The sequence below is a fragment of the Nostoc sp. UHCC 0252 genome (genome assembly GCF_034931145.1).
In the GTDB taxonomy this organism is placed as follows: Bacteria; Cyanobacteriota; Cyanobacteriia; order Cyanobacteriales; family Nostocaceae; genus Nostoc.
The window spans coordinates 99,591-116,445 of the sequence record NZ_JAYGHE010000012.1 but is presented as its reverse complement, the minus strand read 5'-3'; the positions used below and the strand labels follow the sequence as shown (position 1 = coordinate 116,445).

Annotated in this window: 15 protein-coding genes; 5 read left to right on the top strand and 10 right to left on the bottom strand. The window is 41.2% G+C overall.

Going from position 1 to position 16,855, the window contains the following annotated elements; all coding sequences use genetic code 11:
• Positions 1-42: 42 nt before the first annotated feature.
• Positions 43-936: an SDH family Clp fold serine proteinase gene (locus VB732_RS10650; protein ID WP_323230828.1), complete on the bottom strand. Its 894-nt coding sequence runs from the start codon at positions 934-936 to the stop codon at positions 43-45.
• 154 nt (positions 937-1,090) lie between these two features.
• Positions 1,091-2,980: a serine/threonine-protein kinase gene (locus VB732_RS10645; RefSeq protein WP_323230799.1), complete on the bottom strand. Its 1,890-nt coding sequence runs from the start codon at positions 2,978-2,980 to the stop codon at positions 1,091-1,093.
• Between the two features lie 293 nt (positions 2,981-3,273).
• Here VB732_RS10645 and VB732_RS10640 point away from each other — a divergent pair, with 293 nt between their 5' ends.
• On the top strand, positions 3,274-4,182 hold the full coding sequence (locus VB732_RS10640; protein WP_323230798.1) for a c-type heme family protein: 909 nt from the start codon (positions 3,274-3,276) through the stop codon (positions 4,180-4,182).
• 731 nt (positions 4,183-4,913) lie between these two features.
• On the opposite strand, the gene VB732_RS10635 is transcribed toward VB732_RS10640, so the two are convergent.
• The 5 genes from VB732_RS10635 to radA all read right to left on the bottom strand — a co-directional run bounded on the left by VB732_RS10635 (position 4,914) and on the right by radA (position 10,552).
• The gene (locus tag VB732_RS10635; protein WP_323230797.1) at positions 4,914-6,161 is read right to left on the bottom strand and encodes a serine/threonine-protein kinase; all 1,248 of its coding nucleotides are present in this window, start codon (positions 6,159-6,161) and stop codon (positions 4,914-4,916) included.
• Positions 6,162-6,742: 581 nt separating this feature from the next.
• Complete coding sequence (locus VB732_RS10630) at positions 6,743-7,597, bottom strand: Uma2 family endonuclease (protein ID WP_323230796.1); 855 nt, start codon at positions 7,595-7,597, stop codon at positions 6,743-6,745.
• A gap of 13 nt (positions 7,598-7,610) precedes the next feature.
• Positions 7,611-7,901: a DUF2283 domain-containing protein gene (locus tag VB732_RS10625; protein ID WP_323230795.1), complete on the bottom strand. Its 291-nt coding sequence runs from the start codon at positions 7,899-7,901 to the stop codon at positions 7,611-7,613.
• A 296-nt stretch (positions 7,902-8,197) separates the two neighbouring features.
• The gene (locus tag VB732_RS10620) at positions 8,198-8,926 is read right to left on the bottom strand and encodes a Uma2 family endonuclease (protein WP_323230794.1); all 729 of its coding nucleotides are present in this window, start codon (positions 8,924-8,926) and stop codon (positions 8,198-8,200) included.
• A gap of 99 nt (positions 8,927-9,025) precedes the next feature.
• The gene (gene radA / locus VB732_RS10615; protein ID WP_323230793.1) at positions 9,026-10,552 is read right to left on the bottom strand and encodes a DNA repair protein RadA; all 1,527 of its coding nucleotides are present in this window, start codon (positions 10,550-10,552) and stop codon (positions 9,026-9,028) included.
• 170 nt (positions 10,553-10,722) lie between these two features.
• Here radA and rpaB point away from each other — a divergent pair, with 170 nt between their 5' ends.
• Both rpaB and VB732_RS10605 read left to right on the top strand, forming a co-directional pair.
• Positions 10,723-11,451 carry a response regulator transcription factor RpaB gene (gene rpaB, locus VB732_RS10610; protein ID WP_323230792.1) on the top strand — a complete coding sequence of 243 codons (729 nt, stop codon included), beginning with the start codon at positions 10,723-10,725 and terminating at the stop codon, positions 11,449-11,451.
• A gap of 95 nt (positions 11,452-11,546) precedes the next feature.
• On the top strand, positions 11,547-12,185 hold the full coding sequence (locus VB732_RS10605) for a cofactor assembly of complex C subunit B (RefSeq protein ID WP_323230791.1): 639 nt from the start codon (positions 11,547-11,549) through the stop codon (positions 12,183-12,185).
• A 279-nt stretch (positions 12,186-12,464) separates the two neighbouring features.
• On the opposite strand, the gene VB732_RS10600 is transcribed toward VB732_RS10605, so the two are convergent.
• On the bottom strand, positions 12,465-13,388 hold the full coding sequence (locus VB732_RS10600) for a M48 family metallopeptidase (protein WP_323230789.1): 924 nt from the start codon (positions 13,386-13,388) through the stop codon (positions 12,465-12,467).
• A gap of 203 nt (positions 13,389-13,591) precedes the next feature.
• On the opposite strand from VB732_RS10600, the gene VB732_RS10595 reads away from it, so the two are divergent.
• A complete protein-coding gene (locus VB732_RS10595; RefSeq protein ID WP_323230788.1) occupies positions 13,592-14,110 on the top strand; it encodes a DUF456 domain-containing protein in 519 nt (172 codons plus the stop codon).
• A 432-nt stretch (positions 14,111-14,542) separates the two neighbouring features.
• The gene (locus VB732_RS10590; RefSeq protein WP_323230787.1) at positions 14,543-15,211 is read left to right on the top strand and encodes a PEP-CTERM sorting domain-containing protein; all 669 of its coding nucleotides are present in this window, start codon (positions 14,543-14,545) and stop codon (positions 15,209-15,211) included.
• Positions 15,212-15,372: 161 nt separating this feature from the next.
• On the opposite strand, the gene nblB is transcribed toward VB732_RS10590, so the two are convergent.
• A complete protein-coding gene (nblB, locus tag VB732_RS10585; protein WP_323230786.1) occupies positions 15,373-16,038 on the bottom strand; it encodes a phycobilisome degradation protein NblB in 666 nt (221 codons plus the stop codon).
• 105 nt (positions 16,039-16,143) lie between these two features.
• Positions 16,144-16,608 carry a CBS domain-containing protein gene (locus VB732_RS10580; RefSeq protein WP_323230785.1) on the bottom strand — a complete coding sequence of 155 codons (465 nt, stop codon included), beginning with the start codon at positions 16,606-16,608 and terminating at the stop codon, positions 16,144-16,146.
• Between the last annotated feature and the right edge of the window lie 247 nt (positions 16,609-16,855).

Here is a 16,855-nt window from a genome sequence, read left to right as displayed (position 1 = left end):
CTACACCCTAGTCGCCACCAAAAACTTCTACCTCAAAGCTTCTTAAGTCATCTGATTTGGTTCTTCTAAGGGTCTACCCTTGGGTATAGGTAGAATTGGGCGGGGTTCATTGTAAGGCATAGGAATGTACTGGACGCTGGGTCGGCCTCCTTGTGGCTGTGGGTACAAATCCATGAGATCATAAATAGAATGGGGCAGTCCGACAGTTACGGGCAGCCCCATTTCTGTTGCTTCTTCAATAGTTATGGGATAATCGTGGGTGACGCGCCCGGTTGTTAAGGCTTCGATAATCGACTCGATATTTTCTGGCAAAACTTTTTGTTTGGGTATACTGTCTTTGAGCAGAGTCCTTACAAACCTCTGTACCTGCTGTATTGCTTTGCGTGAGAGATCAGCCATAATGAGAGTTTGGTCATCAATCTCACCAATAGGTTTGTCTTCAACTACTTTCAGGATACTTGCTGCTGGGTAGTTACCCAATTGGGGATCAACTGGCCCCAAAACAGCGTTAGCATCCATAATAATTTCATCAGAGGCGATCGCAAGCATTGTACCGCCGCTCATGGCATAGTGGGGTACAAAGACTGTAACTTTTGCTTGGTGGCGAATTAATGCTCTGGCGATTTGTTCCGTCGCCAAAACCAAACCCCCAGGAGTGTGCAAAATTAAGTCAATCGGCACATCTGGTGGTGTGAGGCGAATTGCTCGCAATATTTGTTCTGAGTCTTCAATAGTAATGTAGCGAGACAAGGGAATTCCCAGGAAACTAATAGACTCTTGGCGGTGAATGAGCAAAATCACCCGACTTTTGCGTTCCTGCTGGAATTGTTGTAAAGCACGCAAGCGCCGATATTCTACCTGACGTTTTTGCCAAAGGGGTTGCAAAGTAGTCAGAAGGAGAAAAATCCAGAATAAATCACCTATACCAAAGCCCATAATATTAATTCTTGTCCAAAAATAACGGTTGTCGTCATTATTGTGACAAGCTTTGAGCGATCGCATTTCTATCTGTAGGTTTAAACCTATCGAACCAGACTCAGCAAAAATACTACGAACTACGAATTACGAACTACGAATTACGAATTATTTCTTACCCCCGTCGCCAAATCTTGATAGTATCGTCATCACTACCGCTAACTAGGGTCTGGCCATCGGGACTAAAGGCGACGCATCGAACATAGCTGGAATGTCCGATAAGTGTGCTGATTTCTGTACCACTGTGTAAATGCCACAGCTTGATAGTGTTGTCCCAACTGCCACTAGCGAGAAATTGTCTATCCTGGCTAAAGGCAACTGACCAAACTGAATCAGAATGACCTGTAAGAGTGCGAATTTCTCTGCCTGTATTTACATGCCACAATTTAATTGTGTTGTCACCGCTACCACTAGCGATAATTTCCCCATCATGACTGAAGGCGATACAGTTGACGAAGAATGAATGACCCAGTAATGTAGCGATGTTTCTGCCTGTGTATACTTGCCACAGTTTGATAGTGTAGTCATTACTACCACTAGCTACCAGTTGTTTATCCTGGCTATTTGTTACAGCCATTCTCGGAGAGTAAGCTACTGAGGAAACAGAGTCAAAATGACCTGTGAGACTTTGGATTTCTATACCAGCCTGTACCTGCCAGAGTTTAATTTTCCAGTCAGCACTGGCGCTAACGAGAAACTTGCCATCTGGACTAAAGGCAACAGAATTCACCCAGTTGCTATGACCTGTGAGAGTGCGAATTTCTTTCCCTGTGTTTACATCCCACAATTTGATCGTATTATCCCAACTACCGCTAGCCAAGATTCCCAAGTTCAAATCTGCGATTCCCGCAGATTTGCCTGACTCTCCTTGATAAGAAAGCTTTACTGAGATTGGGCTAAAAGCGACGGAATGAACCATATTAGAATGACCAGAAGACCAACGACCCAGTTGACGCACTAGCTTGCCAGTACCCAGTTGCCAAAGTTTAATAGTATGGTCATTACTGCCACTAGCAATAAATTGTCCGTCTGGGCTAATGGCGATCGCCTGAACCATACTAGAATGACCTCTGAGGGTCTGTACGCATTGCCAATTTTGCTGATCTAATACAACAGGTGGAGGTAATTTTACTCTAGGCGTTATTACTAGGTTAGATGGTGCTGGCGCTACATTTCCCCCAGTATCAGTACCCAATAGATCTAACCACTCCTGCACAGACTGGGGACGATAAGTTGACTCCAAATCCATGCCGCACATAATAGCTTGATTTACCCTGTTGCTGATGTTGGGATTAAAATATTGTGGTGGTTCTAAATTAACATTGTGTCGTCTATCATCTGCGCTCGTCGGAATCACTGCGGTAAGCAAATTATACAGGGTAGCGGCTAAAGCATAGATATCAATGTATTCTCCTCGTGGTGCTTCCGATTCATACTGCTCAGGTGGGGCAAAACCAGGAGTACGATACACTGTATGTCTTTGGATTACATTGGGAATAAATTCTCTAGCGATGCCAAAGTCTATCAGCACTGCTTCTGGTTTATTAATGCGGATCATAATGTTGCGTGGCTTAAGATCCCGATGCAGCAATCCTTTAGAATGGATTAGTGTCAAAGCACCGCCAATTTGTCTAATGTATAGCAGCGCTTCTGCTTCTGATAACACCCCAACCCTTCTTAGGTACTGTCCTAAGTCTTCGCCTTCGATGTACTCCATCACCATGCAAGGCAAATTTCCATCATCGAAGATGGTTTCTATTTCTACTATATGGGGATGATGACATACAGCCAGCCTAACTGCTTCATCACGGAAGTCTTGCCGTAACTTGTTTCGGTGGAGTATCCAAGCGGGGTGGTTCAGGATTTCTTCTTTGAGGGTTTTAATCACTCGCAGTTGATTCCGTTGATTTCTGGCAAGATAAGTAATGCCAATTCCGCCTTCACCTAGTCGGCTTTCGATAATGTAGCGTCCCCCGAATAAAGACTTTCCTGCATTCCACACCATTAGTAATATTTGACAATTGCTGGTATTTATTTTGGCACGGTATTAAAACAGCCAACACGAATTTTTAGGAATTCCATTTGAATGGCTGTTGTAGCTTTTTAAACTGAGTTACTTAGAGAACATTTTCATTAACCTCAATAATTACTAATAGTATAAAGTTGTGTATACCTTAATAGTTTTAGCTAAACGATACCTTTATACCTAAAGATGAGAATTAACTGATAATAGTAGAGGAAACAATGATTTTCGCTATATTTGTTCATAATAAATTGACTTGTAGGTAATCTGTAATTATGCTAAAGAATTTAAACCTGAAACAAAAGTTTACAATCTTGTTACTGGTAATTTTGACATTCGGTTTGAGCTTGAGTGGATTTGCTCTTTCTTCTCTGCTTAGGGAGAATGCTAAACAAGATATTAGCTCAACTGGTCTCATCCTCATTCAAACAATGAGTTCAGTTCGTAATTACACCAGTACTCAAGTCAATCCAGAGCTAATTGATAAATTAGATACTGAGTTTTTGCCGCAAACCGTACCTGGATACTCAGCACGGGAGGTATTTGAGATTTTACGGAAAACACCAGACTACCGTGATTTCTTTTATAAAGAAGCAACCCTCAATCCCACAAATCTGCGGGATAAAGCTGACGCTTTTGAAGCGGAAATTGTAGAAAGGTTCAGAAAAAAATCAGACCTTAAACAAGTGACTGGATTTCGCTCAATTCCTAGTGGAGATATCTTTTATATTGCTCGTCCTTTATCAGTTTCTGAAGAAAGCTGTCTGAAGTGTCATAGTGTACCAGAAGCTGCTCCTCAAAGTATGATTAATCTTTATGGTACAGCTAATGGATTTGGGTGGAAACTGAATGAGATTGTTGGCGCTCAGATTGTATCAGTACCAGCGAGTAATGTAATTAGCAAAGCCAATCAGTCTTCTTTAGTAATTATCCTAATTGTATCAAGTATTTTTATAGCAACGATCTTGTTAGTCAACTTGTTCTTGAATCGACAGGTTGTTAGACCTCTCAAACGGATGACTCGCATAGCTGAAGAAGTTAGTACAGGACACATGGAAGTTGAATTTGAGCAAATGTCCAATGATGAAATTGGTAATTTAGCTAAAGCATTTAAACGGATGCAGTTAAGTTTAGAAATGGCGATGAAAAGAATCAAACGCACTCAGGGAGGTATAGGGGATTAAAATAATTCGTAATGACCAGTTGTAATTAAAGATTAAAGATTAAAAATTGAAAAAATAATTTTTAATTAATTTTGGGTACTGAGCTACCACTAAATCCGCATATTTTAGTGGTCTACAATCAGTAGCGGGTTCAAGACCCAAAAGAATTGCAATTTTTAATTTTACATTTTTAATTTTTAATTGGTTTGACGCTAGCAAAATTGCTACAGCTACGCTCTAAGCAAAGCTATGCCACAGGCTTTACATAATTCGTAATTAAGTTTTATAGCAAAGATTTAGACACAGCCATTTTTGTGACTGCGTTGAGTTGTTATTAACTTAAACCCCCAAAATTAAACACTTGGGAGCATCTCGATTTTGAAAGTTTACTCCAATGATAGATTGTCATTGCGAGTGAAGCGGAGCGGAATGAAGCAATCGCAGTATCTAGACTTTGTGATTGCTTCGCTCTATTTCATGAAGCTTGCAATGGCAGTTTATGTTTATGCATATTCGGGATGCTCTTAAACAATTTAACGAACAGAATTCAGGAGTCAGGAGCCAGAATTCAGAAGAAGGTTAAGCGAGTGGCGGATGAATAGAAGGGTTTAAGTCCCCCACTAAATCTCTGATTTAGTGGTGCAAGAATCGAGTGGTGGGTCTGAATCCCCCACTTATTCATTCTGACTCCTGAATTCTGACTTCTGAATTCTTCTTCAATATTATTTCTAAATTAACAGGATTCCAAATATTTATGATAATAAGCTTTTTTTGAATTCAAAAGCTGCTTGAAAATTAGGAATTTCTCTTGCTATAAGTTCAACAAATTCGTTGGGTGGAATGTAGGGGTTTTCAGATAATATTTCTTCGATGATCAGATTTGCCATAGGCCCAATGTGGTAAGCTAACTGTTGCTGACAATGTTTGATAAACGCTGGTTGAAGCGAAGGTTGTTCAATTGGCGTAGTTTGTGGACTAATAGGTACAGGCGAACTAAAAATTCTTTCTACAGGTTGGTTATATGACTGTGATATTGCCGACATAGCCTGAAACTCAGGATTAAATATTGTGGCAGGCAAATCATCAGGTATTATCGGAGGAAATATCGCTACTTGTTCTGGTTCTCCAATCCGCTCTAAATCTCTAATAACTTCCCTAGCTGTTTGGTATCGCTTGTTAGGTCTGTCTGCCAACATATAATCAAGTATTTGAGCGAACTCATCAGTAACATAAGTATAAGAACGCCAGTTCCATTCAAGCGAGTATTGATCCATTAGTAAAGATGGATCTCTACCTGTAAGCAGTACAATAGCTGTTACACCCAAAGCATAAAGGTCACTAGAAGGCGAGCATAAACCCAAGCTAATCTGTTCGCGGGGAGCATATCCTACTTTCCCTACAAGGGACATTTTGCCAACAAACGTTACCTGATGGTTAGAACTTTTCGCCTCGTTCATGTCAGCAATTTGTTTACCAACACCGAAATCAATCAGCACAGGCATCTCTTTGCCATCAGGTAACATGATGTTGTCAGGAGAAATATCTCGATGGATAATGTTGTGCTGGTGGACATATTCCAAAACAGGCAGCAGATTTTTTAGCCACTGGATAACCTCGTCTTCAGAAAAATTTCTTCCTTGACGTTGAAGTTCTCCCAATAGCCTAGAGTATGTTTTTCCATCAACATACTCTTGTACCAGAAATAACCGACCATCCCCTTCAAAGCAAGCCAAAAACTTGGGAATTTGAGGATGCTGCAATTGATGAAGAATTTTTGCTTCTCTTTTAAATAAATTGCGATATTGTTCTAGTCCACTTTCACCTGTGCCAATGGGTGCAAACTCTTTGAGAACACAAGCTTCATTAAAACGCCGAGTGTCAAACGCCAAGTAAGTTCGTCCCAATCCTCCCTGTCCCAGAAGTTTTTGGATAATATAGCGGTTATCGATTAGAGTTCCAGCAGCTATTTCTGGTCTTGTGGTATGGGGGGACTGTGACATCTCATCGCACTCCTAGCGATTTTATTGTTGATAGATTATCTAGTTTGCTGAAAGTCAGAAACTCTAGCAGATAAAGGCTGATAACATCCTTAAAATTGAGGTTAGCACCACTATCAACACAAGGAAATACACTTTTCTACAATCTTTTGAGGGCGTTGTGTGATCAAATAGACAACTTGTATCTGAATAGTCCGATCATACTACCCATACTTACGTATTTTAGCAGCCAGAACAGAATCACTGTATGCGGTAATATCTGCAAGTGTTCAGAACATCACCTTTTGGATTCACAAATGAACCGCATCTTACGCCTAGTAACGCAATTGGCACTGATTTGGGGAACAGTAAGGATATAGCATGACATCATGATTTTTCAGAAAACTAGGTTGCCATATACTTGCCGAAGGTAAATATTATATGTATTTCAAGTGCTGAATGTGCGATCGCTCTCAAAAATTAATTTTTATGGAAGCCAATACTGTTATTTGATAGCTACTTAGGTCTCAGCTATCAAAACTTTCAATACGGGTGATTACTCAAAAGCAGAAAATTCTGCTGCGTATAGGAAAATACTCCTAAAGTTACAATAATTCATCTAATTCATCAGGATTCACACCTAACTGACGTAAACGCTCTGCTAATTGTTCTGCTTTTCGTTTAGCTTGAGCAACTTCTTGTTTAGCTTCTGTAGCTTCTTGTCTAGCTTCTGTAGCTTCTTGTTCAGCAATAATAGCTCGTTCAGTTGCAGCAGTGGCTTCCTCTGTGGGTGCGGGAATTAATTCTCCTGTCAAAGTGAACCACCTCAACCACAACCTTTCAATATCTCGAAATGAACCTTGCCATAAGCCTAAACTTAAATCTATCTCTGGCATTAGTAGGTATCCATCGGTCAAATTCATCGGTTCATAGTGACCGCCGACTAACTGAAAAGCCCGAATTTCATTAGTGTAGCGACTAAAAACAACATAGTAAGGAATCCGCAAAATTCGCTCATAAACTTCCCATTTACTAGGAGGTTTATCTGCTGCACTTTCTCTTCTTGTGCCTAAATCTTCGTCTTCTGTACCTGGGGATAATAACTCAACAACTACAAAGGGATTTGCTGGTTCTTGCCAAGTTACATAACTTAAGCGTAAATCCTGCCCTTTATATAATTTTCCTACACCTACGACACCAAACCAATCTGGGCGTTTATACCACAAAGGATGCTGTAAATCATAGTAAAGATTAAGGTCAGCCGCACTGTAAACTAGTTCGGGATTCCAGTTAATGGGCTGAAAAGTTAAGTATAAAAGTAAGGGTTGTAAAAAGTGAAAATCGTCTGGCAAGCCTGGTTCCTCTGGGTTGTCACTTGGTAAATCATACATCGTTGGTAAAGTTTCCCAAGGAGGAAGTGGCGGGTCAGATTGGGGAATATAGTGGGGGGAAGAAGCCATAATAAAAATTTGGTTATAGTAACAACTTAATTTCCGCAGATTCTCCTAATGCTTCATTGACTACAATTAATTTCCCCTGTTCATCAGCGCCTAATTGCTGGTTAGCATTGAGCAATTCGATACCATAAATTGTGCCATCGGGAGCAATATCTACACTCATTTCTTCACTGACTTGAATTGTTTCTACTTGTGCAGTTTTTTCTTGGAGACAGATATAAGCTATGTTGTATCTTGGATCGTAAGTAAGTTTCATTTTCTCTCGATTATGTAGCGATCGCCAAATAACTCCTGCCCTTGATTCCACACCATAGATAAAAACCGTAGTTTTATTGGTATTTATTTTGGCACACGCAAAACTCCGTCTTGTGTCGAGAAAGATTTAAGGTGCTGCTGATGCAGCCTAAATAAGCAGTGTATTCAATCGTAATCAACCTATGGCGTAGGCGTAGCCCGTCGTAGACATCGCAGTTGTTAAACCCTCATCTTGTCTAACAATTGGTATTCAGCCTTACTTAATGATTTGTGAGAAATAAGATAAGATCCCCGGCTTGTTTGACAAGTCGGGGAGCAGTGGCTTTTAATTTCTCCTAAAACATTTCATTACACTTCTGGCTCAATGCCTGCCGCCCGCAATTGCGCTGCTAGTCGTTCAGCGCGTTGGCGTTCTTGTTCGGCACGTTGGCGTTCCTCTTGGGCTAACTCGGAACCCCAAGGCAAAAGGTTTCCTTGTTCATCCCACCACCGCAACCACTTTCCTGTACGGTTTTCACGAGTACCTTGCCATACCCCAAGGTAAAGATTCATTTCGGCTATCCAGCAGCATTGATTTTCATCAGGCTCTTGCAAAATGTACTGTTCTGTGTTGTGTAAGCGATACATTTCGATACTGCCGCTATCTGGCTCAAAGATGATGTAGTTTGGCACTTTTAAGATGCGTTCGTAGAAAAACCACTTTCCTGGGGGATATGTCGCTTTGATAGAATATTCCGTTTCCTGTGTATCGGAAATAAATTCCATTACAATTACGGGAATCTCACCCTGTAATTGAGGTGTGTAGCTGCGTGTTACTTCTTCTCTACTAACATTAATTTTGGCAATGAAAGCCCAATCAGGGGCTTTAATGACCATTTTGTTGTTTAGAGTGGCACAAATGCCGTAATTAGTTGTTGTTAGGGTGTTGGCTGAAATTTTTCCGGCTAATTGCAGGCTTTCCGTGAGTGCAGCAGCTAAGGCTGGTTGATTGATGTTGTCCACTGGATCATCTGGGAGTTTGTAATCATCGGGTAGTTTTTCCCAAGTGATTTGGTAGTCTTGGGTGAGGGTTGTCATAGTGGGCTTTCCTCTGGGGTGGTGTTAAAATCTCGGATTTTACCCTGGTATTTGACTGTTTTAGATCCTCCCAACATCCTTAAAAAAGGGGGCTATTGGTTACTCTTCTTCATCAGGTTCTAAATCATCGGCTGTCAATTCTTGATGGGGAATAGCGGCGATAATCGCATCTATTACTTTAGATACTGGTAATATTTCAATATTTAAATCGGGGAATTTTGTTCCTTTTGGGACGATCGCTCGTTTAAATCCCAACTTAGCTGCTTCTTTTAACCGCAGTTCCATTTGGGAAACCGATCGCACTTGTCCACCTAAGCCAACTTCACCGATTAATACTGTACCGGGATCGACTATGCGATCGCGGAAACTGGCGACAATTGCGATCGCAATTCCCAAATCTACCGCCGGTTCTTCTACATTCAACCCACCCGCAGAAGCGACGTAAGAATCCAATTTAGACATGGGAATTCCCACCCGTTTTTCTAAGACGGCGAGAATTTGCACCAAGCGGTTGTAGTCTACCCCTGTTCCAGCACGCCGGGGGGAAGGGTAGCTGGTGGGACTGACAAGGGCTTGCAATTCAACAACGATGGGGCGAGTACCTTCGCAAGCAACCACAATTGCCGTACCAGGTGCAGGATCGTCACGGTTGCCTAAAAATAACTCTGAGGGATTGGAGACTTCTCGCAATCCCTCGGCTACCATTTCAAAGATGCCGATTTCGTGAGTTGCACCGAAGCGGTTTTTCACTGTGCGTAATAATCGATGGGAAGCAAAGCGATCGCCTTCAAAGTACAATACTGTATCAACTAAATGTTCTAAAACTTTTGGCCCGGCGATCGCTCCTTCTTTGGTAACGTGCCCCACAATCAGCATGGTGACATCTTCATGCTTTGCTACCTTCATCAGTGCGGCCGTACATTCCCGTACCTGAGCCACTGAACCTGGTGCAGAAGTTAACGCTGGAAAAAACACCGTTTGAATACTATCAATCACTGCCACATTTGGCTTTAGAGAATCTATTTCTCGTAAAATTTCTTCTAAATCTGTTTCTGGCAGTACATATAAATCTGCACCTATGCTGTCAGGGTCTATGGGTAGTGTAGGATCTACTACTACTGTTACCTTCTCTTCATTAACTACACTGAGGGGTTTTGATACTCCCAAACGAGAGGCGCGTAATTTTACCTGCTGTCCCGATTCTTCACCAGTTACGTAAAGGATGCGATATTTCTGTGCTAATTGATTTGATACTTGCAACAATAAAGTCGATTTCCCAATACCGGGATCGCCACCAATCAGCACCATAGAGCCGGGGACGACTCCACCACCAAGTACCCGATCTAATTCTTCATAACCAGACTCCCAACGGGCGATTTGGCGATCGGTAATTTGGTCAAATGTTAAGGAGGCTCGTGCTTTAGCTGGTTTAGAGTGAGATTTGCCATTGCTTTGAGCCGATTGCCAACTACTGACTCCCCCCCGACTGGGTACATCTACTGAGGATTGAATAGAAATTTGTTCTTCTAAAGAGTTGTAAGTACCGCAAGCTGGACACTTCCCAAACCACTGGGGCGATTCTGCTCCACATTCATTACAAGTGAAAAATGTTTTTGGCTTTGCCATTCTTAAATCTTATTAAATATTCTTAATATTTGCTTAATTCTTGGGAAAAACTAAAAACCAATAATAGTAGTATTTAGAGGTTTTTCCAAATCAATTCATGGAATGATATCTTAATATTATGGTATTAAAAATTAATCATGTAAATTTTTAGTCAAGGAGCCTTCAGAAACTTGGAAAGTCATAAAGAAAAAATCTTGGTGGTAGACGACGAAGCCAGCATTCGCCGGATTTTGGAAACGCGCCTTTCCATGATTGGCTACGATGTAGTGACTGCTGGCGATGGGGAAGAAGCTTTAGAAACTTTTCGCAAAACTGATCCTGACTTGGTAGTTTTAGATGTAATGATGCCAAAGCTAGATGGCTATGGTGTATGTCAAGAATTACGAAAAGAATCAGATGTCCCCATTATTATGCTAACAGCCTTGGGTGATGTAGCCGATCGCATCACTGGCTTAGAATTAGGTGCTGATGACTATGTAGTTAAACCATTTTCCCCCAAAGAGCTAGAAGCCCGGATTCGCTCGGTACTGCGGCGCGTAGATAAAAACGGTGCTTCTGGCATTCCTAGTTCTGGGGTGATCCATGTCGCTAACATTAGAATCGATACGAATAAGCGACAAGTCTACAAAGGCGATGAGCGGATTCGATTGACAGGTATGGAATTCAGCTTGTTAGAGTTGCTAGTCAGTCGCTCTGGAGAAGCTTTTTCTCGTTCGGAAATTTTGCAGGAAGTTTGGGGTTATACACCAGAACGTCATGTAGATACCCGTGTAGTAGATGTGCATATATCACGTTTGCGGGCAAAGTTAGAAGATGATCCTAGCAACCCAGAATTGATTCTCACAGCGCGGGGAACTGGTTATCTTTTCCAGCGAATTATTGAGCCAGGGGAGGAGTGAGGAGATGAGGGAGGGAGCAGGGAGCAGGGGGAGCAAGGGAAAAAGAACTATTGATTGCCCAATTTCCAATTCTCAATTCCCAATTCCCAATTCCAATGAATAAACCTGATCCTAATCGAGTTTTGCGGCGTCTACCCATTGTTGTTGGTGGGCTAGGCGCTGTACTTTTGTTGATTAACCGTTTGTTAACACCGGAATTAACTCAATCACAATCGCGTGGTGATGTTGTGGGCGTGATATTGAGTGCGGTGTTAATTTTGACGGGTTTAATTTGGCAGCAAGTTCAACCGCGATCGCCTGATATTGTAGAACTAGTTGGAGAAGAAGGTTTTGTACTAGCAGAAGATTTACCCGAAGCTGTGAAAACAGAGCTAGCCTGGGCATCTCACTTATTGTTGACTAATACAGTAACGCGATCGCTAGTGGTTTATTATCAAGGCAAAGTTTTGTTGCGTCGCGGGATTTTAGGTACTAAATCTGAAGTTGTACCAGGAGTAATCTTAAAACAGGTACTCGAAAAACAAAAGCCGATTTATTTAGTTGCTCTAAAAATATATCCAGGTAGGCTTGAATTTGATTATTTACCAGAGAATACTCAAGGTGTAATTTGTCAACCTATTGGTAATCAAGGTGCGTTAATTTTGGGAGCGAATGCTCCTCGCAGTTATACCAAACAAGATGAAAATTGGATCGCAGGAATTGCTGATAAACTTGCTGTTACTCTTACCACTTAAGCCAATTTTGGATTTTGGATTGATATCAAATCTGGCTGATCGCTTATCATTAAATCTTCCCGTGTCTCCACCTCGCTACGTCAGCCTATATGATAGATACACTATTGAACGTCATAAGCACATTTTGAATTTCATCTAAAATCGGACAATCTAAAATTTAAAATCTAATACCAATTTGAAAAAACAATGCAACAAATAGGCCATTTGTAAAGACGCGATGAATCGCGTCTTTACCCAAGGATGTATGGCAATCATTAATTGAATGGCTATAAAATTCCTTCACCAAGAAGTCAAAAAATTCCACCCTTCTTTTTCTTCTGGTGTTTTCTCCTCTTTTCCTTCTGATTCTTCTGGTTCTTCTGGTGTACTTAAATTTTCCTGCTGAATTAAATTATCATAAGCTCCAGAATCAACCCATTTTAATAATTCGCCAGCCCGCATAACTACCCAAGAAAGTGCAGGCTCTGTATAGCTTAATATTTTAGTGACTTTATCCACACTATCAAAGTTATTGGCTGCAAACTCACGAGCTTGGACAAGGAAATCTTCAATCACAGCAGTAGTCAAATACTCATCTGGCAAACCTGCGAGTTTCATCAGTGTAGTAGTTGCTACGTCAATATCCTGACAAGCTAGCATTGCAGCCCGATCAGCAGTGAGCCTAGCCATCATCCGCCAATTATATAAACCCAGTTCCATCCCACCAGCTAGCAAGCCACCCACGCCCAGCGTCGTACTGCTTAATAAATTTTTTAAACTTGGCATGACAATTGCCATTTGGTGAAAAACCATGTGCTGACTCTTGATGCGAGCAATTTCATGTCCGAAAACAAAAAGCAACTCATCCGTGTTAAGCCACTCCATTGCATCTAAATTAATACCAACAAGCGGTTTCTCTACCCCAACAATGTAAGATTCAATGTGACCTGTACCTCGAAACAGATATAGTTCAGGAAGTGAAGCAACATCAAGAATTCGGCAAGTTTCTACAAATGCTTCATGCAATTGGGGAAAATTACGAGACGAAATTCTGATTTCACTACCAAGGCTTTGCAACCTGAGTAAGCGATCAATGCCGTATTCATTAACTTTCTTGAGTAGCAAAGAGACACCAGGCATATTTTGCAAAGAAGCCAAGGCTTTGCGATCAAAAGGGTGTTCGTAGGCTTCTGAACTCAGTCCAGTTAAAATTTTTCTCGTCATAAGTTTTGAGTTTTATCTTGGAGTATTTAGGAAGTTCAGTTAGTGAATACGAACGGCTCGTGCTTTCAGTGCGTTTGTGCTTTGGGTAGGGCTATTTGGTTCTAGTAATAAACAGACATTTGTGATGATCTTACCCAGATAGAATATACAGTAGGGGCGCATAGATTTGCGCCTCGGAAATTTGTAAATTTACAATTTTATCCATGCAAATTATCTATTGGCTATTAATTGCCGTAATGCTTGTGGGTATTATCGGCGCTGTAGTTCCGGCCATCCCCGGTAGCAGCTTAATTTTAATTGCAATTATCGTCTGGGGAATCGTTAGTAGTTCTTTCGCAGCTATTAAGATTCCCCTAGTTGTGACAGTTATTGTTTTACTCCTTAGCGTCGGAGTGGATTTCTTAGCTAGCTATGTAGGGGCAAAACAAGCTGGAGCTAGCAAGTGGGGGCAAATTGGCGCAATTGTCGGTTTGGTGGTGGGATTTTTAGGGCTATTACCAACCTTGCCTTTTGGGGGGCCACTTTTAGGAATTTTACTAGGGCCGCTTTTGGGAGCAGTTATTGGTGAGTATATTTACCGACGTGAATTAGGGTTGGCGGTTAAGGCGGGTATCGGAATTGTAGTCGGTTCTTTGATAGGAAATTTGATTCAAGGGTTATTAGCGATCGCCGCAGTAGTAGTTTTTGTTGTAACAACTTGGCCGCAGGTATTTGGCTCTTAACATTTTCAAGCAAGAGGGAAAGATTAATTACCTCTTGCCTTAAGTATACGTAATACTTTCAAAATAAAATCGGATTTCTATACATAAGTAGGGATGCGATCTATATATTGCTGTCAAAATCAGGGTAAAATCCTGTCTTTTTGCGGATTTTCCCTTCACCCCCAGCCTCTCTTCAGCCCTATGGAATGAAAAATATACGAAGACCAGTTATACAAGTAATTAAAATTTTATGAAGATGACACATTAATTAAAGATGTGATGAGGACAACTCAGTAAACCTTGCGTACCTCAAATCTATGTGATTTTATGGAGATAAGAAATACATCACGCAAGTTTCGCTTTCACTGACAGTATTTTAAATAGATTACTGATAGTAAAGGTCAAGCAATCATTTTCTCTGTTCCAGGCTATTATTAGGACTCTCAAACGCTCATGATTAATTTAAAATCTAAATTAGTAAACGCAACTCTGGCTGCTACTTTTGCAATCCCCTTGGCTACTGCTGGGATGTTTACATCTGCTGGTTCGGCTCAAGCTGTAACCCTAAATGGGAGTATTGGTCTTAGTGGTACATCTATCATTCCTAATGATGGGGATAATCCACTTACTACTAGCATTAAATTTGTCGATGTCGATGTTGATGGTGTTGATACTTATGGTGATTTTAAATTCTTCTCACCAAATTTAAACCCAGCCACAGGTATTACAATTAAAACTCTAGATTTAACCAAGATAGCTAATATATCAAGCACAACAGCTACATATTCTACAGGCGCTTACACTCCATTTATTGATTTCGGATTACGAACTCTGGGTAGTACCACTGCGTTTCTTAGCTTTGACCTAGATGATTCTGTAGTTACCAGAATTCGGACATCGAAGACTAACATTCTTGACGTGGCATTAGAAGGGATTACGGGGAAATTTAATTTCAATGGGCAAACTATTGCAACAGGCTTTGTGAGTGCTTCTCTTGCTGGGGCTGCAAGCAAATACGAGTTAACTCTGACCACTGTCCCTGAGCCAACCACAATGTTAGGCTTAGGTTTAATTGGTGCTGGCATGGTTATGTCTCGCCGTCGCAAAAGTGTCATTCAATAGACCATATCCTAAATATAAAAAAGTTACTTTTAACAATTAAAAGTAACTCTAATTTATCTATTCGATCTGGCTGGAATGTAAAATTTTCCCAACCAGGTCGATTTTTTTATCCCGTCAGACAAATCTATATTAAAGGTGAATTTTCTTAACCTTAGATATAGTTAAACTGACTGCAAAGAATTTTTGGCTTCAGTTGCGATCGCTTCGACTTCATCATTAGCCAGTGTTTCTAATATAGATTTGGCTTCTGCACCACCCAAAAGAGTCAGCGCTTGTACAACTCTGTAACGCATTTGCCAGTCTGGATTGGTAGCATAAGGTGCTAAAAGGGGAACTGCTTCTAAATTTCCCAATTCACCGAAAGAACTAATAGCAGCAGTTTGCACTAATTCGGTTTCTGATGAGAGTGCCTCTTTAAGCAATCCAAAAGCTCGTGGATCGCCTAATGCTCCTAATGTGGCAATGATACTAAATTGTACTAGCCATTCATCAGTCTTGTGGTAAACCTCTTGTAAGTCTTCAAAAGCATCATGTAGTTGAAGTGCGCCGATACAGTCTGCTGCTGCTGCTTGGACATCTATTTCGGAGTCATGAAGCAAGCGATCGCGCAAGATATCCAAAGATAATTGTAAATCTTGTGATCCGAGTGTATCCATTTGGCTCACCGCCGAGTAACGGACACGGGAATTGCGATCGCTAATGGCAGTTTGAAGCAGTTCAAAGCCAACCGCAGGTTCCAATTGACGGATTTGATTTACTGCACGTAAGCGATCGCCTAAATCCTCAGAACTGAGTAATTGCTTAACAGACTCCGAAGTAATACTCATTTAGTTATCCTGAATTTTCAAAGGTGTAAAAAAGATAGACGCGATTCATCGCGTCTCTACTTTTAATTTTTGTACAGATGCGATTCATCGCGTCTCTATTTTTGACTAATCTTGACTTGCTGCCATTGCCCGAATAATATCACCACGAGTGAGGATACCAATTACTTGATCTGTGTCATCAAGCACTGGTAAGCGGTGAACGCTGCGATCGTGCATGATTGTAGCGGCTTCTTTTAAAGTTTTATCAGGGGAAATAGTGATCGGGTTTTTACTCATCACCTCCCCAACGGTTTGCCCTAGCGCCTTATGCAAATCACGTTCATAAGTAGCAGGATTTTGTAAATAGATAACGCTATCAAGAAACATAATGTACGCAGGTGGAGTTACACCAGTTTCTTGCCACATCAAATCGGTTTCTGAGATAATGCCCACCAATTTCCCAACATCGTCCACAACAGGTAGTCCACTAATGTGGCGTTCTGCAAGAATTTGGATAGCTTCGTTTAGTGGAGTTTCCGCACGGACAACAATCGGATCGCGGCTCATCACATCGGCAACGGTTTTAGGCATTTATTTGCTGACACCCTTAATCAAAGTCTCTGCGCCTATTGTAGAAAATTGCGGGACTCAACCTGATGCAATTAATAGATTGTTACTGTATTGAGAATTGGGAATGGGGAATGGGGAATAGTAAGTTTTAAGCTTGGCGCTTTGTGTTCAGAGGTCGAAGTTTTGAGTTTAAAGGTCGAAGTTCCGAGTTTAAAGGTCGAAGTTCCGAGTTCAAAGGTCGAAGTTCCGAGTTCAAAGGTCGAAGTTT

Coding starts and splice junctions, on each gene's coding strand:
- VB732_RS10650 (WP_323230828.1), bottom strand. CDS start 936: ATGGGCTTTGGTATAGGTGATTTATTCTGGATTTTTCTCCTTCTGACT.
- VB732_RS10645 (WP_323230799.1), bottom strand. CDS start 2,980: ATGGTGTGGAATGCAGGAAAGTCTTTATTCGGGGGACGCTACATTATC.
- VB732_RS10640 (WP_323230798.1), top strand. CDS start 3,274: ATGCTAAAGAATTTAAACCTGAAACAAAAGTTTACAATCTTGTTACTG.
- VB732_RS10635 (WP_323230797.1), bottom strand. CDS start 6,161: ATGTCACAGTCCCCCCATACCACAAGACCAGAAATAGCTGCTGGAACT.
- VB732_RS10630 (WP_323230796.1), bottom strand. CDS start 7,597: ATGGCTTCTTCCCCCCACTATATTCCCCAATCTGACCCGCCACTTCCT.
- VB732_RS10620 (WP_323230794.1), bottom strand. CDS start 8,926: ATGACAACCCTCACCCAAGACTACCAAATCACTTGGGAAAAACTACCC.
- radA (WP_323230793.1), bottom strand. CDS start 10,552: ATGGCAAAGCCAAAAACATTTTTCACTTGTAATGAATGTGGAGCAGAA.
- VB732_RS10605 (WP_323230791.1), top strand. CDS start 11,547: ATGAATAAACCTGATCCTAATCGAGTTTTGCGGCGTCTACCCATTGTT.
- VB732_RS10600 (WP_323230789.1), bottom strand. CDS start 13,388: ATGACGAGAAAAATTTTAACTGGACTGAGTTCAGAAGCCTACGAACAC.
- VB732_RS10595 (WP_323230788.1), top strand. CDS start 13,592: ATGCAAATTATCTATTGGCTATTAATTGCCGTAATGCTTGTGGGTATT.
- VB732_RS10590 (WP_323230787.1), top strand. CDS start 14,543: ATGATTAATTTAAAATCTAAATTAGTAAACGCAACTCTGGCTGCTACT.
- nblB (WP_323230786.1), bottom strand. CDS start 16,038: ATGAGTATTACTTCGGAGTCTGTTAAGCAATTACTCAGTTCTGAGGAT.
- VB732_RS10580 (WP_323230785.1), bottom strand. CDS start 16,608: ATGCCTAAAACCGTTGCCGATGTGATGAGCCGCGATCCGATTGTTGTC.